The sequence below is a fragment of the Streptomyces sp. SP18CS02 genome, assembly GCF_036322365.1.
In the GTDB taxonomy this organism is placed as follows: Bacteria; Actinomycetota; Actinomycetes; order Streptomycetales; family Streptomycetaceae; genus Streptomyces.
The window spans coordinates 183053-201337 of record NZ_JAQYXC010000303.1 but is presented as its reverse complement, the minus strand read 5'-3'; the positions used below and the strand labels follow the sequence as shown (position 1 = coordinate 201337).

Annotated in this window: 18 protein-coding genes; 7 read left to right on the top strand and 11 right to left on the bottom strand. The window is 71.8% G+C overall.

What is annotated here, in order from left to right; translation table 11 throughout:
• Positions 1-60: 60 nt before the first annotated feature.
• The gene (gene cimA, locus PUR26_RS31890) at positions 61-1677 is read left to right on the top strand and encodes a citramalate synthase (RefSeq protein WP_329877881.1); all 1617 of its coding nucleotides are present in this window, start codon (positions 61-63) and stop codon (positions 1675-1677) included.
• Between the two features lie 97 nt (positions 1678-1774).
• Here cimA and PUR26_RS31885 read toward each other — a convergent pair whose 3' ends face one another.
• From PUR26_RS31885 to PUR26_RS31875, 3 genes are read right to left on the bottom strand one after another with little or no spacing between them, the layout of a single operon-like run.
• Positions 1775-2164 (bottom strand): STAS domain-containing protein, encoded by a 390-nt coding sequence (locus PUR26_RS31885; RefSeq protein ID WP_329877879.1) that lies wholly within the window; start codon positions 2162-2164, stop codon positions 1775-1777.
• Positions 2158-3534: a PP2C family protein-serine/threonine phosphatase gene (locus tag PUR26_RS31880; RefSeq protein ID WP_329877877.1), complete on the bottom strand. Its 1377-nt coding sequence runs from the start codon at positions 3532-3534 to the stop codon at positions 2158-2160. Before PUR26_RS31880 ends, PUR26_RS31885 begins: the two co-directional genes overlap by 7 nt.
• The gene (locus PUR26_RS31875; protein ID WP_329877875.1) at positions 3531-4385 is read right to left on the bottom strand and encodes an alpha/beta fold hydrolase; all 855 of its coding nucleotides are present in this window, start codon (positions 4383-4385) and stop codon (positions 3531-3533) included. The genes PUR26_RS31880 and PUR26_RS31875 overlap by 4 nt, the downstream gene beginning before the upstream one ends.
• A gap of 81 nt (positions 4386-4466) precedes the next feature.
• On the opposite strand from PUR26_RS31875, the gene PUR26_RS31870 reads away from it, so the two are divergent.
• Positions 4467-5825, top strand: coding sequence for a hypothetical protein (locus PUR26_RS31870; RefSeq protein WP_329877873.1), 1359 nt, complete (start codon positions 4467-4469; stop codon positions 5823-5825).
• A gap of 124 nt (positions 5826-5949) precedes the next feature.
• Here PUR26_RS31870 and PUR26_RS31865 read toward each other — a convergent pair whose 3' ends face one another.
• The 3 genes from PUR26_RS31865 to PUR26_RS31855 form a co-directional block, all read right to left on the bottom strand.
• A complete protein-coding gene (locus PUR26_RS31865) occupies positions 5950-6777 on the bottom strand; it encodes an alpha/beta fold hydrolase (protein ID WP_329877871.1) in 828 nt (275 codons plus the stop codon).
• Between the two features lie 139 nt (positions 6778-6916).
• Complete coding sequence (locus tag PUR26_RS31860; protein WP_329877869.1) at positions 6917-7219, bottom strand: DUF397 domain-containing protein; 303 nt, start codon at positions 7217-7219, stop codon at positions 6917-6919.
• Positions 7216-8040 (bottom strand): helix-turn-helix domain-containing protein, encoded by an 825-nt coding sequence (locus PUR26_RS31855; protein WP_329877867.1) that lies wholly within the window; start codon positions 8038-8040, stop codon positions 7216-7218. Before PUR26_RS31855 ends, PUR26_RS31860 begins: the two co-directional genes overlap by 4 nt.
• A 111-nt stretch (positions 8041-8151) precedes the next feature.
• Between PUR26_RS31855 and PUR26_RS31850 the strand changes: the two genes are divergently transcribed.
• Positions 8152-8562, top strand: a complete 411-nt coding sequence (locus tag PUR26_RS31850; protein WP_329878566.1) for an ATP-binding protein — start codon at positions 8152-8154, stop codon at positions 8560-8562.
• A gap of 229 nt (positions 8563-8791) precedes the next feature.
• Here PUR26_RS31850 and PUR26_RS31845 read toward each other — a convergent pair whose 3' ends face one another.
• Together PUR26_RS31845 and PUR26_RS31840 are read right to left on the bottom strand one after the other, a co-directional pair.
• On the bottom strand, positions 8792-9247 hold the full coding sequence (locus PUR26_RS31845) for a hypothetical protein (RefSeq protein ID WP_329877865.1): 456 nt from the start codon (positions 9245-9247) through the stop codon (positions 8792-8794).
• A 364-nt stretch (positions 9248-9611) separates the two neighbouring features.
• Complete coding sequence (locus PUR26_RS31840) at positions 9612-10220, bottom strand: YceI family protein (RefSeq protein WP_329877863.1); 609 nt, start codon at positions 10218-10220, stop codon at positions 9612-9614.
• Between the two features lie 211 nt (positions 10221-10431).
• On the opposite strand from PUR26_RS31840, the gene PUR26_RS31835 reads away from it, so the two are divergent.
• Positions 10432-10941 (top strand): hypothetical protein, encoded by a 510-nt coding sequence (locus tag PUR26_RS31835; RefSeq protein ID WP_329877861.1) that lies wholly within the window; start codon positions 10432-10434, stop codon positions 10939-10941.
• Positions 10942-10948: 7 nt separating this feature from the next.
• Here PUR26_RS31835 and PUR26_RS31830 read toward each other — a convergent pair whose 3' ends face one another.
• Complete coding sequence (locus PUR26_RS31830; RefSeq protein WP_329877859.1) at positions 10949-12160, bottom strand: glycoside hydrolase family 64 protein; 1212 nt, start codon at positions 12158-12160, stop codon at positions 10949-10951.
• Positions 12161-12516: 356 nt separating this feature from the next.
• On the opposite strand from PUR26_RS31830, the gene PUR26_RS31825 reads away from it, so the two are divergent.
• The 3 genes from PUR26_RS31825 to PUR26_RS31815 all read left to right on the top strand — a co-directional run bounded on the left by PUR26_RS31825 (position 12517) and on the right by PUR26_RS31815 (position 16845).
• Positions 12517-14892 carry a polysaccharide lyase 8 family protein gene (locus PUR26_RS31825; protein WP_329877857.1) on the top strand — a complete coding sequence of 792 codons (2376 nt, stop codon included), beginning with the start codon at positions 12517-12519 and terminating at the stop codon, positions 14890-14892.
• Between the two features lie 154 nt (positions 14893-15046).
• A complete protein-coding gene (locus PUR26_RS31820) occupies positions 15047-16630 on the top strand; it encodes an acyl-CoA carboxylase subunit beta (RefSeq protein WP_329877855.1) in 1584 nt (527 codons plus the stop codon).
• Positions 16631-16641: 11 nt separating this feature from the next.
• Positions 16642-16845, top strand: a complete 204-nt coding sequence (locus PUR26_RS31815) for an acyl-CoA carboxylase subunit epsilon (RefSeq protein ID WP_329877853.1) — start codon at positions 16642-16644, stop codon at positions 16843-16845.
• A 230-nt stretch (positions 16846-17075) separates the two neighbouring features.
• Here PUR26_RS31815 and PUR26_RS31810 read toward each other — a convergent pair whose 3' ends face one another.
• Both PUR26_RS31810 and PUR26_RS31805 read right to left on the bottom strand, forming a co-directional pair.
• The gene (locus PUR26_RS31810) at positions 17076-17657 is read right to left on the bottom strand and encodes a GTP-binding protein (protein WP_266911682.1); all 582 of its coding nucleotides are present in this window, start codon (positions 17655-17657) and stop codon (positions 17076-17078) included.
• Complete coding sequence (locus PUR26_RS31805) at positions 17638-18207, bottom strand: DUF742 domain-containing protein (RefSeq protein WP_329877851.1); 570 nt, start codon at positions 18205-18207, stop codon at positions 17638-17640. The genes PUR26_RS31810 and PUR26_RS31805 overlap by 20 nt, the downstream gene beginning before the upstream one ends.
• Positions 18208-18285: the final 78 nt, after the last annotated feature.

Genomic DNA, 18285 nt, shown 5'->3' with positions numbered 1-18285 from the left:
AGATGGGGGCAAGTGGATCCAGACGTTCCGGAGCCACATCCGACAGGAGCCAACACAGCCATGACCACGGAGACCGACGACAGTCTTCATGTCGACGACAGCTTTCACGTCTTCGACACCACGCTGCGCGACGGAGCGCAGCGTGAGGGCATCAATCTCACCGTCGCAGACAAGCTGACCATCGCCCGGCACCTGGACGACTTCGGCGTGGGCTTCATCGAGGGCGGCTGGCCCGGAGCCAACCCGCGCGACACCGAGTTCTTCGCCCGCGCCCGGCAGGAGATCCGCTTCCGGCACGCGCAGCTGGTCGCCTTCGGCGCCACCCGCAGGCCCGGCGCCAAGGCGGCCGAGGACCCGCAGGTCAAGGCGCTCCTCGACTCCGGCGCCCCGGTGATCACGCTGGTCGCCAAGTCGCACGACCGTCATGTCGAGCTGGCCCTGCGCACCACCCTCGACGAGAACCTCGCGATGGTCGCCGACACCGTCTCCTACCTGCGCGACCAGGGCCGCCGGGTCTTCGTCGACTGCGAGCACTTCTTCGACGGCTACAAGGCCGACCCGCAGTACGCCAAGTCCGTCGTCCGCACCGCATACGAGGCGGGCGCCGACGTCGTCATCCTCTGCGACACCAACGGCGGCATGCTCCCCGCCCAGGTGCAGGCCGTGGTCTCCACCGTGCTCGCCGACACCGGCGCCCGCCTGGGCATCCACGCCCAGGACGACACCGGCTGCGCCGTCGCCAACACCCTCGCCGCCGTCGACGCGGGCGCCACCCACGTCCAGTGCACCGCCAACGGCTACGGCGAGCGCGTCGGCAACGCCAACCTCTTCCCGGTCGTCGCCGCGCTGGAGCTCAAGTACGGCCGGCGGGTCCTGCCCGACGGCGCGCTGGCCGAGATGACCCGGATCTCGCACGCCATCGCCGAGGTGGTCAACCTGACCCCCTCCACGCACCAGCCGTACGTCGGCGTCTCCGCCTTCGCCCACAAGGCCGGTCTGCACGCCTCCGCGATCAAGGTCGACCCGGACCTCTACCAGCACATCGACCCCGAGCGGGTCGGCAACACCATGCGGATGCTGGTCTCCGACATGGCGGGCCGCGCCTCCATCGAGCTCAAGGGCAAGGAGCTCGGCATCGACCTCGGCGGCGATCGCGAGCTGGTCGGCCGGGTCGTCGAGCGCGTCAAGGAACGCGAGCTCCGGGGCTACACCTACGAGGCCGCCGACGCCTCCTTCGAACTGCTGCTGCGCGAGGAGGCCGAGGGCCGCGCCCGCCGCTACTTCCGCGTCGAGTCCTGGCGGGCCATCGTCGAGGACCGCCCCGACGGCACGCACGCCAACGAGGCGACCGTGAAGCTGTGGGCCAAGGGCGAGCGCATCGTCGCCACGGCCGAGGGCAACGGTCCGGTCAACGCCCTCGACCGGGCGCTGCTCGCGGGCCTGGAGCGGATCTACCCGCAGCTCGCCAAGTTCGAGCTGGTCGACTACAAGGTCCGCATCCTCGAAGGACGCCACGGCACCGAGTCCACCACCCGTGTGCTGATCACCACCAGCGACGGCGACGCCGACTGGGCCACCGTGGGCGTCGGCGAGAACGTCATCGCCGCCTCCTGGCAGGCGCTGGAGGACGCGTACACCTACGGCCTGCTGCGGGCGGGGATCGACCCGGCGGAGTGAGCCCCGGGCCACTCGGCCCTCCTCGGCGCACCGGAGCCGCCGCCCCTCGGGCCGGCGGCTCCGGTGCGTGATCGCTCCCCTTCCGCCCGCGCGGTCGTCACGGCATCGCGCCGGTACCGCTCTCCGGACCTGTCGGCGCGGTGCTCTCCGGACCCGCCGGCGTACCGGCCGAGGCGGGTCCGGGCTGGAGGGAGAAGACCTGGTCGAGCCCGACGATGCGCAGGATGCGGGCGGTGTTCTCCGGGACGGCGGCGAGGGTCACCTCGGCCCCCGCCGCCGCGGCGTGGTTGCGGGCGACGAGGAACGCGGTGATGCCGCTGGAGTCGCAGAAGACCAGACCGCCCAGGTCCAGTACCAGCCGCTCCCCGGCACGCAGGGCGGTGCTCTCCAGGGTCCGGCGGAACTGCGAAGCCGTGTGGAAGTCCAGATCCCCGCCGATGTGCAGGACGGGCCCGGTGGCGGTGTGCGTCGTGATGATGTTCAGCATGGCGGTTTCGGGGCGTCGGGGCGGGCGGAGGGCAGGTCGTCCGGTACGGGGAGGGCCGCCGGCGGGACGCCGAGGGCGAGTATCGCGGTGTCGTCGTCGAGGCCGTCGCCGAAGCCGTCCAGCAGGGCCGCGAGGGCCTTGACGGTCGCCACGGCGCCCGAGGGGGCCAGGTCCTCGGCGAAGGCGAGAAGGCCGTCGTCGCCATAGCGGTCCTGCTCGGTGCGGGCCTCGGTCAGCCCGTCCGTGTACAGGACCAGTGTGTCGCCCGGCTCCAGCGAGGTGCGGGTGACGGTGATGGGCGGGGTGGGCAGGATGCCGATGAGGACGCCGCCCGGAGTGGGCAGGTAGGCGGCGCCGCCCCCGTCCCGCAGCAGCAGGGCCGAGGGGTGGCCGCCGCTGGCCACCGCGATGTCGAACCCGCCCTCCCCGTCCGGCCGGGGCACCAGCAGGCCGCTGATGACGGTGCAGTACCGCGGGTCGTCACCGGTGTACTGCTCGTACATGACGCTGTTGAGCGTCCGCAGCACGGCCGCCGGGTCCGGATCGTGCATGGCCGCGGCCCGCAGGGTGTACCGGGCCAGTGAGGTGACCGCGGCCGCCTCGGGGCCCTTGCCGCACACATCGCCGAGGAAGAACGCCCAGCGGCCGCCGCCCAGGTCGAACAGGTCGTAGAAGTCTCCGCCGACATGGTCCGGCGACGCCGTGTGGTAGTGGGCGGCGGCCTCCAGACCCGGTACGGCGGGCAGCGTGGGCGGCAGCAGACTGCGCTGGAGCGTGGCGAGCACCGACTGGAGGCGCCGCCGGTCCTCCTCGGACTGCCGATGGGCCTCCTCCGCCCGCCGCCGGGCCTCCTCGGCCTCGCGGCGGCTGCGCAGGAGCTCCTGCTCGTAGGCGCGGCGGTCGCGCGCGTCGGTGACGGTCGTGCGGATCAGCAGCGGCTCGCCGTCGGCGTCCGTCTTGACCGTGGAGGCGACGAGCACCGGCAGCCGGGTGCCGTCGGCCGCCTTCAGGTCCAGGGCGATCCCCCTGACCTCGCCCTGCATCCGCAGCAGCGGCGACAGGTGCGTCTCGTTGTACAGCTTTCCGCCGACTGTCAGCAGGTCGGCGAAGCGACGACTGCCGACGAGCTCCTCGCGCCGGCGCCCGAGCCAGTTCAGCAGGGTGTCGTTGATCCTGGCGATGGTGCCGTCGAGCATGGTGGAGAGATAGCCGCAGGGGGCGTTCTCGTACAGGTCGTCGGCGCTGTCCTCCAGGAGCGCGGCGAACGCCGCGGCGTGGCTGCCCTGCCGCTCCCGGTTCGCCCCGCGTCCTTCGCTCCCGCGGCCGTCCTCCGCCCCGGCGGGCGAGTCCTGGCCGGCCCGGCACATCATCGATCGTCCCCGAGCCCCATGCCTGGTGCCTTCCCGGGGTCGTCGTCGCCGGGCCCGTCCTCCACGAAGGCGGCTATCGCCCCGGCGGTCGCCTCGGGGGCGCTCAGCTGCGGGCAGTGTCCCGTGGCGTCCAGCGTCACCAGGCGGCTGCCGGGGATCGCGGCGTGGACATAGGCGCCGACCTCCCGGGGTGCGATCACGTCCTGCTCGCACTCCACGACCAGCGTCGGGAGGGTCACCGTCGCCAGGTCGTCCCGGCTGTCGGTGAGGAAGGTCGTACGGGCGAAGACCCGGGCGATCCGCGGGTCGGTGCGGCAGAAGCTGTTGGTGAGCTCCTCGCCCAGCTCCGGGCGGTCCGGGTTGCCCATGATGACCGGGGCCATCGCGCCGGACCAGCCGAGGTAGTTCGCCTCCAGGGACTCCAGGAGCTCCTCGATGTCCTCCCGGCTGAATCCGCCCCGGTAGCCGTCGTCGTCGACGTAGCAGGGCGAGGGGGTCAGCAGCACGAGCTTGCCGAATCTCTCCGGTTCCTTCGCGGCGGCCAGCACGCCCGCCATGGCGCTGACCGAGTGCCCGACGAACACCGCGTCCCGCAGCTCCAGCTCGCGGCAGACGTCCAGGACGTCCTGCGCGTAGCCGTCCAGCGAGGAGTACCGCTCGGCGTCCCAGGCCGAGACCTGCGAGCCGCCCGCGCCCACGTAGTCGAAGAGCACCACCCGGAACCGCTCCGCCAGCAGCGGCGCCACCAGGCGCCACATGTTCTGGTCGCAGCCGAATCCATGGGCCAGCACGATCGTCGGCCTGTCCGCGCGGCCTATGACCGACACGTTGTTCCTGCTGCGTATGTCCATCGGACCATCCTCGCATCTTCTCGCAAATGGCCGTTTAGTCAGGCTCTGTCTTGTTTTCTCCGTATCGGGTAGCGTCAAGGTATGAGGACCAGGCCGTTCCTTCTTCTCCCGGCCCTGGCGGGGCTGGTGCTGATGCTGTTCCTGGCCCTGGCTCCCGGAGCCTGGGGCAGGGCGACGGGCGTCGAGGACGCCGCGCGGGCTCTCAAGCAAGGCCCGGTGTACGTCCACCCGGAGGCCGCCGCCCAGCTGCCGAAGGCGGAGGCCGCCGCGCTCGCCGACCGGATCGTGAAGGCGGACAAGCCGGTCCTCGTGGCGGTCCTGCCCGCGACGTCCGACTTCCCGCCCGACGATCTGCTGCGCAAGCTGCGTACCGAGACCGGGATCACCGGGGTGTACGCCGTCCGGCTCGGCGACGCCTTCGACGCGGGCGCCGACCGTGCCGTGATGTCGGCCGACGCCGTGAACAACATCGTCACCGCCGTGCGCGTCCCGGGCGTGGACGCCGTCACCGAGCTGAACAACTTCGTCGACCAGGCCCTGCCCGCCGCCCGTGGCCACGCCCCCTCCACCTGGGCCGGCGTGCCCGGCGAGGACGGCGGGGTCCCGGTCGCCGGGCTGATCACGGTCGGCGCGCTGGCCGCCGCCGGGGGAGCGGCCGCCTACACGGTGGTCCGGCGCAGGCGCCGCCTCAAGGAGGAGGAGGAGCACGAGGCGCTGGAGAAGCTGCGGGTCGTCGTGGACGAGGACATCACCGCGTTCGGTGAGGAGCTGGACCGGCTCGACTTCCACCCGGCCGAGAAGGGCGCCGACGATCTGATGCGCGCCGATTACGAACGGTCGCTCGACGCGTACGACAGGGCCAAGTCCCTCATGGGCGGGGCCCGGCACCCCCATGACGTCAGAGGTGTGACCGAGGCCCTGGAGGACGGCCGCTACTCGCTGGCCGTCCTGACCGCCCGCCGCGAGGGCCGCCCGCTTCCCGAGCGGCGGGCACCCTGCTTCTTCGACCCGCGCCACGGCCCGGCGGTGACCGATCGCGAGTGGACGCCGTCCGGCGGCACGGCCCGCGAGGTACCGGTCTGCGCGGCCGACGCGCAACGGCTGAAGGAGGGCCGCGACCCGATGGCCCGTACGGTCGACACGGAGTACGGCCGCCGCCCGTACTGGGAGGCCGGTCCGGTGTACGGGCCGTGGGCGGGCGGCTACTTCGGCGGCGGCCTGCTGCCCGGCCTGCTGGCGGGCACCCTGCTCGGCTCGATGCTCTCCACCCCCGCGTACGCCGCCGAGTACGGCGGTGAGGGCTTCGAGAGCTTCGAGGGCGGCGACTTCTCCGGCGCGGACTTCAGCGGCTCCGACTTCGGCGGCAGCGGCTGGGGCGGCGGGGACGGCGGCGGCTGGGGCGGCGGCGGAGGAGGCTTCGACGGCGGGGGCGGCTTCTGACCCGCGTCCGGCCGCCGGGGAACCGTACGGCCGTCGACGTCATGAAGGCCCCGACCTGTCCCCTCCGGTCGGGGTCTTCACCGTCTCCCGGGGCCGGCACGGCGTGAGGTCCCCCACCCCGGGCTCAGCCCTTGAGGAAGGCGAGGAGGTCCGAGGCGAAGCGGTCCTTGTCGCCCCCGACGAGGGCGATGCCGTGCGAGCCGCCCTCGTACACCTTCAGGGTGGCCCGCGGGATGATCCGGGCCGCCTTGCGGGCCGTGGCGTCGATCGGCACGATCCGGTCGTCGTCGCCGTGCACGATGAGGGTGGGGATGTCGAACCTCCGCAGGTCCTCGGTGAAGTCCGTGTGCCCGAAGGCGTCCACGCAGTCCAGGCCCGCCCGGAGGGACTGGTCCATGGCCATCAGCCAGAACGCGTCCTTGTTGCCCTGGGTGGCGCTGGTGTCGGGGCGGTCCGCGCTGAAGAAGTCCTTCGCGAGGTCCTTCCAGAACTGGGAGCGCTCGATCATCATGCCGTCCTTGATGTCGAGGAACACCTGTTCCGGTACCCCCTCGGGATTCTGCTCCGTCCTGAGCATCGACGGCGTGATCGCGGACAGCAGGACGGCCTGGCCGATGCGCCCGGTGCCGTGGCGGCCGATGTAGCGGGCGAGCTCGCCGCCGCCCATCGAATGCGCCACCAGGGTGACGTCGCGCAGGTCGAGGTGGGTGAGCAGGTCGTCCAGGTCGTCGGCGAAGGTGTCGAAGTCGTAGCCGCCCCAGGGCTGGCCGGAGCGGCCGTGGCCCCGGCGGTCGTGCGCGATGCCCCGGTAGCCCGACTCCGCGACGTGCAGCAGCTGGTACTCCCAGGCGTCCGCGTTGAGCGGCCAGCCGTGGAGGAAGACGACGGGGCGCCCGCTGCCCCAGTCCTTGTAGAAGATCTCCGTGCCGTCGCGCGTGGTGACGATGGGCATGGGGCTGTCCTCTCGCTGCGGTGGTCTCCCCCGAGCCATCCTCGGAGTCCGGGCGCCATCCGCAACAGGAAGCCCGCCGGACGCGTACGCCGGCGGGCTGTCCGGTCGGCCCAAGGAGACGGTCGGCCCGCCGGGACGTTCAGCCCGCCGGGACGGTCAGGAACGCCGCCCAGGCGACGGGCGAGACGGTGAGGACGGGACCGCCCTGGATCTTGGAGTCGCGCACATGGACGGCGCGGGGGTGGGCCGCCACCTCGACGCAGGCGCCGCCCTCGTCGCCGCTGTGGCTGGACTTGTGCCAGTCGTAGGCGACTTCGACGCAGGCGCCGCCTTCGCTGCCGCTGTGGCTGGACTTGTGCCAGTCGTAGGCGACTTCGACGCAGTCCCCGCCTTCGTCGCTGCTGTAGCTGGACTTGAACCAGGTCAGTGCTGCCGGTGTCATGACTCTCCTGCCAGATCGTCCAGCAGGCCCATGCTCTCCTCGGGGGTGAGGGCCTGTGACCGCAGCATCCCATATTTCTGCTGGAGCACACTGACCTCGTCGGGGTCGTCCACGAGGAAGCTCACCCGCTGCCCCTCGATATAGGCCAGTTGGTCATGGTCGGGCGTCTCCAGCAGCACCATCGGTCCCGCGAGGCCGGAGTGCTTCTCCCGGGCGGTCGGCATGATCTGCACGGCCATATAGGGGAGTTCGGCGCAGTGTCGCAGGTGCCGGATCTGCTCCCGCAGCACCGCCCGGCCGCCGATGGGCCGGTGCAGGATGCTCTCCTCGATGATGAAGTTCATCATCGGCGGCCAGGGCTTGCGGTCGAAGAACTTGTGCCGGTCGAGCCGGGCGGAGAGCCGCTCCTCGGCCTCCTCCGGGCTGATCGGCGGGAAGAGACACGAGAAGACCGCCGCCGCGTACTCCTCGGTCTGGAGCTGCCCCGGAACCACCTGGTTCTGATACGACAGCAGCGTCAGGGCCTGCTGTTCGTGCTCCACGAAGTCCTGTGCGAAGGCCGGATAGCGCTCCCGCTCCGGCACCCGTGACACCGCCACGGCGAGCACCCCCCGGGCGTCCAGCACCTGGTCGAGCTGCTGCGCCAGGTCGTACTTGAGCGGCCTGCGGCCCTGCTCGACGGAGGCGATGGTGTCGATGTGGAGGGAGACCTGCTCGGCGAGCTCGGGCTGGGTGAGCCCCGCCGCTCTCCGGAGCTGTCCGACCTGGGCACCGATGAGGTGCCATGTGGCGTTCTTCCTGGGCTTGTTCGCCGGGTGCATGCTGGCCTCTTTCCGCCCGCCGTCGTACCTGTCCCGTCCGTGCGCAGTACAGCCGATCTGTACGGCATGACGCTATGGTCCACCCTAGTGACGCACGGTGACATGGGCGGCATGAACGACGAACTGCAATTGCCCTGCCTCCGGGCGGCCTTCTACCGCCGCGAACGCCGCTCGATCCCGGCGGCCCGGCGCTTCACCGCGGCGGCACTGGCGGAGTGGGGCCTGGACGCCCGCGCGGACGAGGTGCTGCTGTGCGTGAGCGAGCTCGCCACCAACGCCCTGGTCCACGGCGTGGCCCCGGGCCGCGGCTTCCGCCTCCACCTGTACCGCCCGGAGGGCGGCTCCCTCCTGCGCGTGGAACTCCACGACGGCGGCGACGGCGAGGAGGAGGTCCGCGTGAGGAAGCCGGGCACCCGGTCGGAATCCGGACGCGGGCTGATGCTCGTATCGGCGCTGTCGGACGCGTGGGGGGTGGGGGAGCGGAACCCCGGCAAGATCGTGTGGTGCGAGTTCCACGACTGAGGGCCCGCGAGCGCCCGCCCCGGGCTCGTCCGCCGCGCCGCGCGGCGGACGAGCCCGGGGAGGGGGCCGCGAGGGAGGGGGCCGTGGCCAGGCGCGTCACACGGGTGCGAGGCGCGGCGAGTCGAACGGGCTCATCGCGCGCGACAGGGGCGGCCGGGGCCGAGGGGCCGACGTGCGCCGAGGTGCTGGCGTGCGCCGGGGCCGACGCGGGCCGAGGGGCCCGCGTGGGTCAGCACCAGTCCGAGTCCGCCCGGTCCGCGACGATCTCCATCCGGAGGGCCCCGTCGTCCGGGCCCTCCAGGGTGAGGTAGGCGGTCGTGCCGCCGATCCGTTTGGTGAAGCAGTCGGCCGGCGCCTCACCGGGGGCGGTCCGCGGCCGCCAGCCGTGCGCCCGCGCGGACTCCTGGTAGTGGGCCAGGGCGCCCTGGCGGGAGGCGCCGTACGGGTAGTCCTTGCCGGCGTACACGAACAGGTCGTCGTCGTCGCACCCCTGGTACGGGGTGCCCTCCCCGGCCCCGGCCGGCCCGTCGGCCAGCACCGGATCGCCCGCGATCGTCTCCGCGAGCCGGTCCTCCTGCTTCCCGCAGCCGTACACGAACACGAAGTACCCGACCGGAACCCCGAACATCGCCACCGCCACGGCCACCAGGCCGGACAGCAGCATCCCCACCCTCTGTCCCCGCATGCCGCCGCACGCTAGCGCAGGAAGCCGCCGCGCGGTGGCGGACGCCCGGTGGATGGATGCTCACGAGCACATACGCATGCGGGTGCCTCACATGCATCGAAGTGGTGCGTGGGGCACGCCCCACCCTGGATCGGCATGACGTCCGGGCGGTACGTCCGCCGGGCCGTCACAAGGCGTTCCGGGTGCGCCTCGACGACCTGCCGCTTCGACGCGGTCCGGCCCGGCCGGCCCCGGCGGCCTCGACGCGCCGCTCCGCCCCCGCCACAAAGCCCCGGGCCGACGGCTCGGGGCTTTTGTGTGGTGCGGGAGGCGCGGCAGGCGGGCAGTGCTCCGGGGGCGGACGTCACGTCCGGGGGGCGGGCGTTCAGGCGGCGGCCTTGATCGCGGAGATGTCGAAGGTCAGCCGGACCTTGTCGCTCACCATCACGCCACCCGTCTCCAGGGCCGCGTTCCAGGTCAGGCCCCACTCGGAGCGCAGGATCGTGGCGCTGCCCTCGAAGCCGACGCGCTCGTTGCCGTACACGTCGGTCGCGGAGCCGTTGAACTCCAGGTCGATGGCGAGCGGGCGCGTGACGTCCTTGATCGTCAGGTCGCCGGTGATGCGGTAGGCGTCGCCGCCCAGCTGCTCCGCGGAGGTGGAGCGGAAGGTCATCCGCGGGAACTGCTCGGCGTCGAAGAAGTCGCCGCTGCGCAGGTGGCCGTCGCGGTCGGCGATGCCCGTGTCCACGCTGGCGATCTCGACGTCGATCTCGGCGGTGGAGCGGGCCGGGTCGGAGCCGTCGAGGTCCAGCGTGCCCTGGAACGAGCCGAACGAGCCGCGCACGTTGGTGACCATGGCGTGCCGGACGGTGAAGCCGAGGCTGCTGTGGGCCGGGTCGATCGTGTACGTGCCGGTGAGAGCGGCGAGCGCCGGGTCGACCGGCGCCAGGGTGGCGGCGGGGGCGGTGACGGTGCTGCGGCTGAAGAGACCCATGACGTGCTCCTTGGGGACGGGCGACCGGATCGCCGTTGGTTTAACGTTCAACGAGATTGACCTTAGCGCTATTCCGTTCAACTTTCAACAAGTCTGGGAAACGTTCACCCGAAGGGCCCCGACGCCCTCTGGCGGACGCGCGTAGAACTCGGGCACCATCTCTCCTGCTCCACCTGCACCGCCCGTCCCAGCAACAGCAGGAGGAATCCCCATGAAGATCCGCTCGGTCCTCACCGCGCTCGCCCTGGTCCTCGGGGCGCTCTTCGCCCCGGGCGTCGGCGTCCTCGCCACCGCCACCGAGGCCCATGCCGCCACCAAGATCAGCCACGCGACGGCGACCTCGATGTTCCGCTCGTCCGGGATCACCTGGTCCTCGTCCGGTGGCTGCTCCGACCGCAACAACCCGACCTGTACGTCGTTCGAACAGCTCAACCTGGCCACGGCCCAGGGAGCGCAGACCCTCAAGAGCGCGACCGGCTGCGCGCTGAACATCACCGGCGGCACCGAGACCGGGCACGCCGGTGGCACGTACTCCCACTGGAACGGCTACAAGCTCGACTTCGGCAAGAGCACCTGCGTCACCAGCTACATCAAGAACACCTTCACCTACATCGGCGTGCGCGGTGACGGCGCGCCCCAGTGGAAGTCCGGCTCCGGCAACGTCTACGCCGACGAGGGCAACCACTGGGACGTGACGTACTACAACTGCGGCGGCTGCTGAGCCCGGGTCACGACCCGACGGTCAGCGTGAAGCGGCGCGGGTTCCCGTCGTTCGCCGCGCCCGAGACGTCCGGCCGCCCGTCCGGCCGGACGTCGTCGTACGGGAAGGCGTAGCCGATCGGCGTGTTCGCGTGCAGGACCCGTGCCCAGTGGTTGGTCGACGCGTCCTTGTAGTAGTCGCTCGGCGCGGGACCGTTGGGCTGGTCGGGGTGGGTGAGCAGGGTCGTACGGTTGAACCCCGCCGCCAGCCTGGCCAGCAGGGCCTTGCGGTCGTCGGAGTCGCCGGGGTTGTTCGCGAACGGCCCGTGGTTGCAGGTGAAGACGTCCTTCGAGGTGGGGCGGGTGAAGCTGTGGCCGCCGCTGAAGGTCAGCACCTCGCCGTTGACCCGGCCGACGCGGACGCCGCGCCCGCCCTGGAGGTCGATGCGCAGATCCGTCGTCCGGTACTTCTGCCAGACCCGGTCGATGTAGCCGGTGAAGGCGTCGCGGAAGGGCATCTGGTCGGGCCGGTCGAAGTAGGGCGCCATCAGGTTCTGCGGTGAGATCACCCGCAGCACCGAACCGTTCGAGGCGCGGATCACCAGCCTGTCCCACGGCTGGCCGTCGCGCGCGGCCTGCGCGACCAGGCCGTCGGCGATCCGCTGGAGGGCGCCGGAGGGCAGCGGGGCGACGGTGTGGGTGGCGTCACCGGTCAGCGTGAGCCCGATGGGCAGGGCGGTCACCAGGTCGACGTAGCTGATGTTGGCGTACAGCTGCTGCGGGTTGAAGGTGAACTCGGCGAACGACCAGATACGGCCGTAGTTGGAGTCGGCGGGTGTCGCGAAGGCGGGCTCGACCAGGGCGGGGCCGGGGTTGAGGAAGAAGTTCAGCTTGTTGTCGCGCACGAAGTAGACCCGCGCCCCGTACATCTGGGGGAGCGTCAGCACCACCGGGCCGGCGCCGGCCGGCCGCAGCGGGATGGCGCAGTCGACGGGCAGCGGGACCATCGTCGACGAGGGCGACTCGGGGCGGTACACGCCCCCGCCCGGGCGCAGCAGCACCCAGCGGCCGGTGGACTGCTCGTGGCCGGTGACATAGGCGTGGACCGTTCCGGGGAGCGAGCGGTTCTCCAGGGCGATTTCGCAGGTGGCGGGCGCGGCGGAGGCGGTGGTACGGGCGCCCAGGGCGGTCGTCGCCACGGCGGCGGCCGACCCGGCGACGAACAGTCTGCGGGATATCACGAATGCACTCCTTGTGGGGAAAGGGGCGTGAACGGTGGGGGTGCCGACCACTCTCGCGCCGCCTGCGGAAGGCGTCAATAGATGTGACTGAGAGCGCTCTCATAAATGTTGTTCCTTCACAAGTCGACGCATGGCGAGGGCACTTGGACCGAGCGAACGGGGTTGCCGGACCGACCGCGCCGCATCCGGCCCGTTCCGTCGACGCTCCCCGGACGGACGGGGCCACTCCATGCGCGGCGGCCCGGCGTTTTCCGGACAGCCGTGAGACCCGCTCCGCCGAGCCCGTTGAGCGGCCCGCCGCCGCGTGCTAGACCGGGGCCGACCGGTTCGCACCCCTCGTCCCCCGGGAGGCTCCCGTGCCGCCGTCGAACGGGCCGCGCCCCCCGTCCGGGTGGTCCCGGCGCGACGTCCTCGCCGCTGCGGCCGCCTCCTCCGTGCTCGCCGCCTCCTCCGGGCCCGCTCTCGCGCGGCCGGCCGGGGCGGCTGCGCGAGGGGGTGCCGCGGACGAGTTCGAGACACTGCGGCAGCGCTGGCTCGGCCTCCAGCTCGGCACCGGATACGACCCGGCCGCCGAGCCGTACGCCTCCCGCCTGGCCGAGACCGGCGACCTCGCCACCCGCTTCCGCACCTCCATGGCGCCCACCGACCTCTCGCTCTGGCCCGGCTACGCCTTCGACCCGCCCTCCGGAGTCACCCAGAGCTACAGCCGGCTGTGGGTGATGACCCAGGCGTACGCCCAGCCCGGCACCGGGCACACCGGCGACGCCCTCCTCCTCGCCGACATCCGGCGCGGCCTCGACCACCTCTCCGCCCGCGTCTACCACCCCGGCACCACCCGCTACGGCAACTGGTGGGAGTGGCAGATCGGCAGCCCCCGGCTGCTCATGGACATCGTCGCCACCCTCTACGACGAGCTCACCGAAGCCCGGGTCCAGGCCGCGTGCGCGGCCGTCGACCACTTCATCCCCGACGCGATGCTCACCGACTACGGGGGCACCTCCACCGGCGCCAACCGGGTGGACCTGTGCCGGTCCGTCGCCCTGCGCGGCGTACTGGGCCGCAGACCCGACAGGATCGCGCTCGCCCGCGACGCGCTCTCCCCGGTCTTCCCGTACGTGACCTCGGGTGACGGGCTGTACGCCGACGGCTCCTTCGTCCAGCACATCTGGGTCGCCTACTCCGGCACGTACGGACAGGTCCTGCTCGACGGCCTCGGCCGGCTCTTCGCCCTGCTCACCGGCTCCACCTGGGCCGTCACCGACCCGGCGCGCCAGATCGTCCTCGACAGTGTCGAACGCGCCTACGCGCCCCTGATCCGCAACGGGCTGATGATGGACAGCGTCAGCGGACGGGCCATCAGCCGGGGCCTGCTCAGGAACGACGTGCGTGGCGTCATGCGCAGCGACCACTACCACGGGCAGGGCCTGATGGCGGCCATCGCGCTGCTCGCCGACGTCGCGAGTCCCGCCGAGCGCGACCGCTGGCACGCGCGTGTGAAGGGCTGGATCGAGCGGGACACCGTCACGCCCGTCCTCACGGCCCGTCAGTTCGGCGTCGCCGACCTGGCGCGGCTGCGCCGGGTGGCCGACTCGCCCGTGCCCGCCGCCCCCGAACCGGTCGGGCACACGCTCTTCGCCTCGATGGACCGCGCCGTGCACCGCCGGCCGGGCTGGGCGGCCAACATCGCCATGGCCTCCGAGAGGATCGCGTACTACGAGTGCGGCAACGGGGAGAACCCGCGCGGCTGGCACACCGGCGCCGGAATGCTCTCCTGGTGGGGGCCCGGCACGGACGCCCAGTACACCGACTGGTTCTGGCCGACCGTCGACTGGTACCGGCTGCCCGGCACGACCGTCTCCACCCGGCGGCTCCCCGACCGCGCGGGCGGCGAGTGGGGTCTGCCCAAGCCCGGCGTACGGTGGGTCGGGGGAGCGACCGACGGCGAGTTCGCCGCGGTCGGCCAGCATCTGCGGGGCCTGGGATCCACGTTGGAGGCCCGCAAATCCTGGTTCTGCGCCGCCGACACGATCGTCTGCCTCGGCGCCGGGATCTCCGCCGCCGACGGCGTTCCCGTCGAGACGGTCGTCGACAACCGCTCCCTCGGCGCGGACGGGACCGAGGCCCTCACCCTCGGCCCGCGCCACGCGCACCTCGAAGGGCACGGTGGCTGGATCCTGCCCGGCGGTACGAGCGCCCTGCGCACCCTGCGCGAGGACCGCACCGGCGCCTGGAGCGACATCAACACCACCTCCGCCACCGAGCGCCGCACCCGCCGCTACCAGACCCTGTGGCTGGACCACGGGACCGATCCGGCCGACGCGTCGTACGTGTACCTTCTGATGCCCGGGGCCGCCCGGCGGGCCGTGGAGGCCAGGGCACGCGACCACCACTGGCTGGAGGTCCTGGCCAACACCGCCTCCCGGCAGGCCGTCGCCGTCCGTTCGGCGGGACTGACCGCGGCGAACTTCTGGCAGCCGGGTACGGTGGGGCCGCTCACCGCCACCGCGCCGGCGAGCGTGCTGGTGCGCACCCGCGGCCGTACCGCGACCGTCCGTGTCAGCGAGCCGCCCCGCACCGGACAGCCCCTGGTGATCACCTGGCGCCACCCGGTCCGCCGGGTCACCGGTCACGATCCGTCCGTGGAGGTCCTGGCCGCCGGCAGGGGGCTGACGCTGCGCGTCACGCCCGGTACGGTCGGCGCGACCCACCGTTGTGATGTGGATCTCATCTGATGTCTTTGTAGGAAGAGAACAATGCCGGGGCCCCGGAATCTGGCACTTCGCCTGCACCGGGGCATGGTTCTGTGCAAGGCGCACAGGAGATGGGTCCGGAGACTGTACAGAGTCGACGGCGGGATTTTCTTGGTCGACTTCGTAGGGTCGATGCATGACCGTTGTGGACGAAATCCAGGGCGAGCCGACCGACGCCCGTGGGCGCGTGGCCGAGCTCCACGCCCTGCGCGAGGAGGCCCGGCGCGGCCCGAGTGACCGAGCGACCGAGGCGCAGCACGCCAAGGGAAAGCTGACCGCTCGGGAGCGCATCGAGCTGCTGCTCGACCCGGAGTCGTTCAGGGAGGTCGAGCAGCTGCGCCGCCACCGGGCGAGCGGCTTCGGCCTGGAGAACAAGAAGCCCTACACGGACGGTGTCATCACCGGCTGGGGCACGGTCGAGGGCCGCACGGTCTTCGTCTACGCGCACGACTTCCGCATCTTCGGCGGCGCCCTGGGCGAGGCCCACGCCACGAAGATCCACAAAATCATGGACATGGCCATCGCGGCCGGTGCCCCGCTGGTGTCGCTCAACGACGGCGCCGGCGCCCGTATCCAGGAGGGCGTCTCCGCCCTCGCCGGCTACGGCGGCATCTTCCAGCGCAACACCCGCGCCTCGGGTGTCATCCCGCAGATCAGTGTCATGCTCGGCCCGTGCGCGGGCGGCGCGGCCTACAGCCCGGCGCTGACGGACTTCGTGTTCATGGTCCGTGAGACGTCGCAGATGTTCATCACCGGACCGGACGTCGTCAAGGCGGTCACCGGCGAGGAGATCACCCAGAACGGCCTGGGCGGCGCCGACGTCCACGCCGAGACCTCCGGCGTCGCGCACTTCGCCTACGACGACGAGGAGACCTGCATCGCCGAGGTGCGCTACCTCCTGGCGATGCTCCCCTCCAACAACCGCGAGAACCCCCCGACGCACCCCAGCGAGGACCCGGCGGACCGTCGCTCCGACGTCCTGCTCGACCTGGTCCCGGCGGACGGCAACCGGCCGTACGACATGACCAAGGTCATCGAGGAGCTCGTCGACGACGGGGACTACCTGGAGGTCCACGAGCGCTGGGCGCGCAACATCATCTGCGCCCTGGCCCGGCTCGACGGCCAGGTCGTCGGCATCGTCGCCAACCAGCCGCAGTCGCTGGCCGGTGTGCTGGACATCGAGGCGTCCGAGAAGGCCGCCCGCTTCGTCCAGATGTGCGATGCTTTCAATATCCCCATCATCACGCTGCTGGACGTCCCGGGCTTCCTGCCCGGCGTCGACCAGGAGCACGGCGGCATCATCCGCCACGGCGCGAAGCTGCTGTACGCGTACTGCAACGCCACCGTTCCCCGGATCTCCCTGATCCTGCGCAAGGCGTACGGCGGCGCGTACATCGTCATGGACTCCCAGTCCATCGGCGCCGACCTGACCTACGCCTGGCCGACGAACGAGATCGCCGTCATGGGCGCCGAAGGCGCCGCCAACGTCATCTTCCGCCGGCAGATCGCCGACGCCGAGGACCCCGAGGCCATGCGCGCCCGCATGGTCAAGGAGTACAAGGCCGAGCTGATGCACCCCTACTACGCCGCGGAGCGCGGCCTGGTCGACGACGTCATCGACCCCTCCGAGACCCGCGAGGTCCTCATCAAGTCCCTCGCGATGCTCCGCACGAAGCATGCCGACCTGCCGTCCCGCAAGCACGGCAACCCGCCTCAGTAAGAGGAGCCCCAGTGACCACCGCCGCATCCGCATCCCTGCTCCGCGTCGAGAAGGGCCACGCCGGCCCGGAGGAGCTCGCCGCGATCACCGCGGTCCTGCTCGCCCGTGCCAACGCGCGGCCCGACGCCCCGGCCGTCCACGGCCGCTCCACCGCCGGCTGGCGCCGGCTGGAGCGCCAGCCGGGCTTCCGCACGGCGCACTCCTGGCAGGGCTGACCCCCGTCCGACGAAGGGCCCCGCACCCACCGGGTGCGGGGCCCTTCGCGTTCCCCGCCGGGGCGGGGACCGCGGACAGACCGCGGACAGACGCAGAGGGCCCGTCGCACCATGCGGTGCGACGGGCCCTCTGCGTTGTGTGTCCGTGTGTCTGTGCGAGGCCTCGGTGCGTGGCGCAGGGACGCCGCCCACCGGTTCCGGTCCGGGCCGGGCCGACCCGGAGGAGAGCCCTACCGCAGGCGAGCCATCAGGGCGTGCTCCACGAGCGTGATCAGGGCGCTCTTGGCGTCCGTGCGGTGCCGGGCGTCGGTGGTCAGGATCGGGGTGTCGGGGCCGATCTGGAGGGCCTCGCGGACCTCGTCGGGCGTGTACGGCTGGTGACCGTCGAAGCCGTTGAGCGCGATGACGAACGGCAGGCCGGAGTTCTCGAAGTAGTCGACGGCGGGGAAGCAGTCGGCCAGGCGCCGGGTGTCGACCAGCACCACGGCGCCGATCGCGCCGCGTACCAGGTCGTCCCACATGAACCAGAAACGGTCCTGCCCGGGCGTACCGAAGAGGTACAGGATCAGGTCCTGGTCCAGGGTGATACGACCGAAGTCCATCGCCACGGTGGTGGTGGTCTTGTCACCGGTGTGGGTGAGGTCGTCGATGCCCGCCGAGGCGGACGTCATGACGGCTTCGGTACGCAGCGGGTTGATCTCCGAGACGGCGCCCACGAACGTGGTCTTGCCCACGCCGAAGCCGCCCGCCACCACGATCTTCGCGCTGGTGGTTGAGCGGGCAGCACCGCCGCTAGAGCTTGCGAAGTCCACTGAGCACCCTTTCGAGCAGTGTCACGTCTGGCTGGCCGCCGGCGGACTCGTCGCCGCCGGGCTGGTGGATGGCGACAAGTCCGGCCTCCGCCAGGTCGGCGACGAGGATCCGGGCAACGCCGAGGGGAATGGAGAGCAGTGCCGAGATCTCGGCGACCGACTTGATCTCGAAGCACAGCCGGCAGATCCGCTGGTGCTCGGGCAACTGCCCTTGCAGCCTGGCCGGATCGGCCGTGGTCGACACCAGCGCCTCGATGGCGAGCTGGTACCGCGGCCGGGTCCGGCCGCCGGTCATGGCGTACGGACGGACCAGCGGGTTGTGCGTACCGCCCGACGCGGACCCCTGCTGGGGAGCGCGCCGTCGCTGCTGCCCCGGCTGGACGCGCGGAGCCTGCGGCTGGTTGTACGAGGGCGACGACGGCTGCTGGTAGGGCTGCTGCGCGCCCTGTCTGCTGGGGGAGGAAGGGAAGTTGAAGCGGTTGTGGGCGTTGTCACCCTGTGACTGGTGCGCACCGTCGTATGGGTGGTGTCCGCCTGGGGGTGTTGCCACGTTTCCTCCTCCGACTGCCGTTCGCCGGTCCATATCCCTGTGGAGCCGCGCCACCGCACCTTATGGCGCGGTGGCGTG

Bases quoted from the DNA above. Each gene is read 5' to 3' on its own strand.
- PUR26_RS31835 (WP_329877861.1), top strand. From the start codon at position 10,432: ATGAAGATCCGCTCGGTCCTCACCGCGCTCGCCCTGGTCCTCGGGGCG.
- PUR26_RS31845 (WP_329877865.1), bottom strand. From the start codon at position 9,247: ATGCGGGGACAGAGGGTGGGGATGCTGCTGTCCGGCCTGGTGGCCGTG.
- PUR26_RS31870 (WP_329877873.1), top strand. From the start codon at position 4,467: ATGAGGACCAGGCCGTTCCTTCTTCTCCCGGCCCTGGCGGGGCTGGTG.
- PUR26_RS31860 (WP_329877869.1), bottom strand. From the start codon at position 7,219: ATGACACCGGCAGCACTGACCTGGTTCAAGTCCAGCTACAGCAGCGAC.
- PUR26_RS31820 (WP_329877855.1), top strand. From the start codon at position 15,047: ATGACCGTTGTGGACGAAATCCAGGGCGAGCCGACCGACGCCCGTGGG.
- PUR26_RS31880 (WP_329877877.1), bottom strand. From the start codon at position 3,534: ATGATGTGCCGGGCCGGCCAGGACTCGCCCGCCGGGGCGGAGGACGGC.
- PUR26_RS31840 (WP_329877863.1), bottom strand. From the start codon at position 10,220: ATGGGTCTCTTCAGCCGCAGCACCGTCACCGCCCCCGCCGCCACCCTG.
- PUR26_RS31850 (WP_329878566.1), top strand. From the start codon at position 8,152: ATGAACGACGAACTGCAATTGCCCTGCCTCCGGGCGGCCTTCTACCGC.
- PUR26_RS31855 (WP_329877867.1), bottom strand. From the start codon at position 8,040: ATGCACCCGGCGAACAAGCCCAGGAAGAACGCCACATGGCACCTCATC.
- PUR26_RS31875 (WP_329877875.1), bottom strand. From the start codon at position 4,385: ATGGACATACGCAGCAGGAACAACGTGTCGGTCATAGGCCGCGCGGAC.
- cimA (WP_329877881.1), top strand. From the start codon at position 61: ATGACCACGGAGACCGACGACAGTCTTCATGTCGACGACAGCTTTCAC.
- PUR26_RS31865 (WP_329877871.1), bottom strand. From the start codon at position 6,777: ATGCCCATCGTCACCACGCGCGACGGCACGGAGATCTTCTACAAGGAC.
- PUR26_RS31885 (WP_329877879.1), bottom strand. From the start codon at position 2,164: ATGCTGAACATCATCACGACGCACACCGCCACCGGGCCCGTCCTGCAC.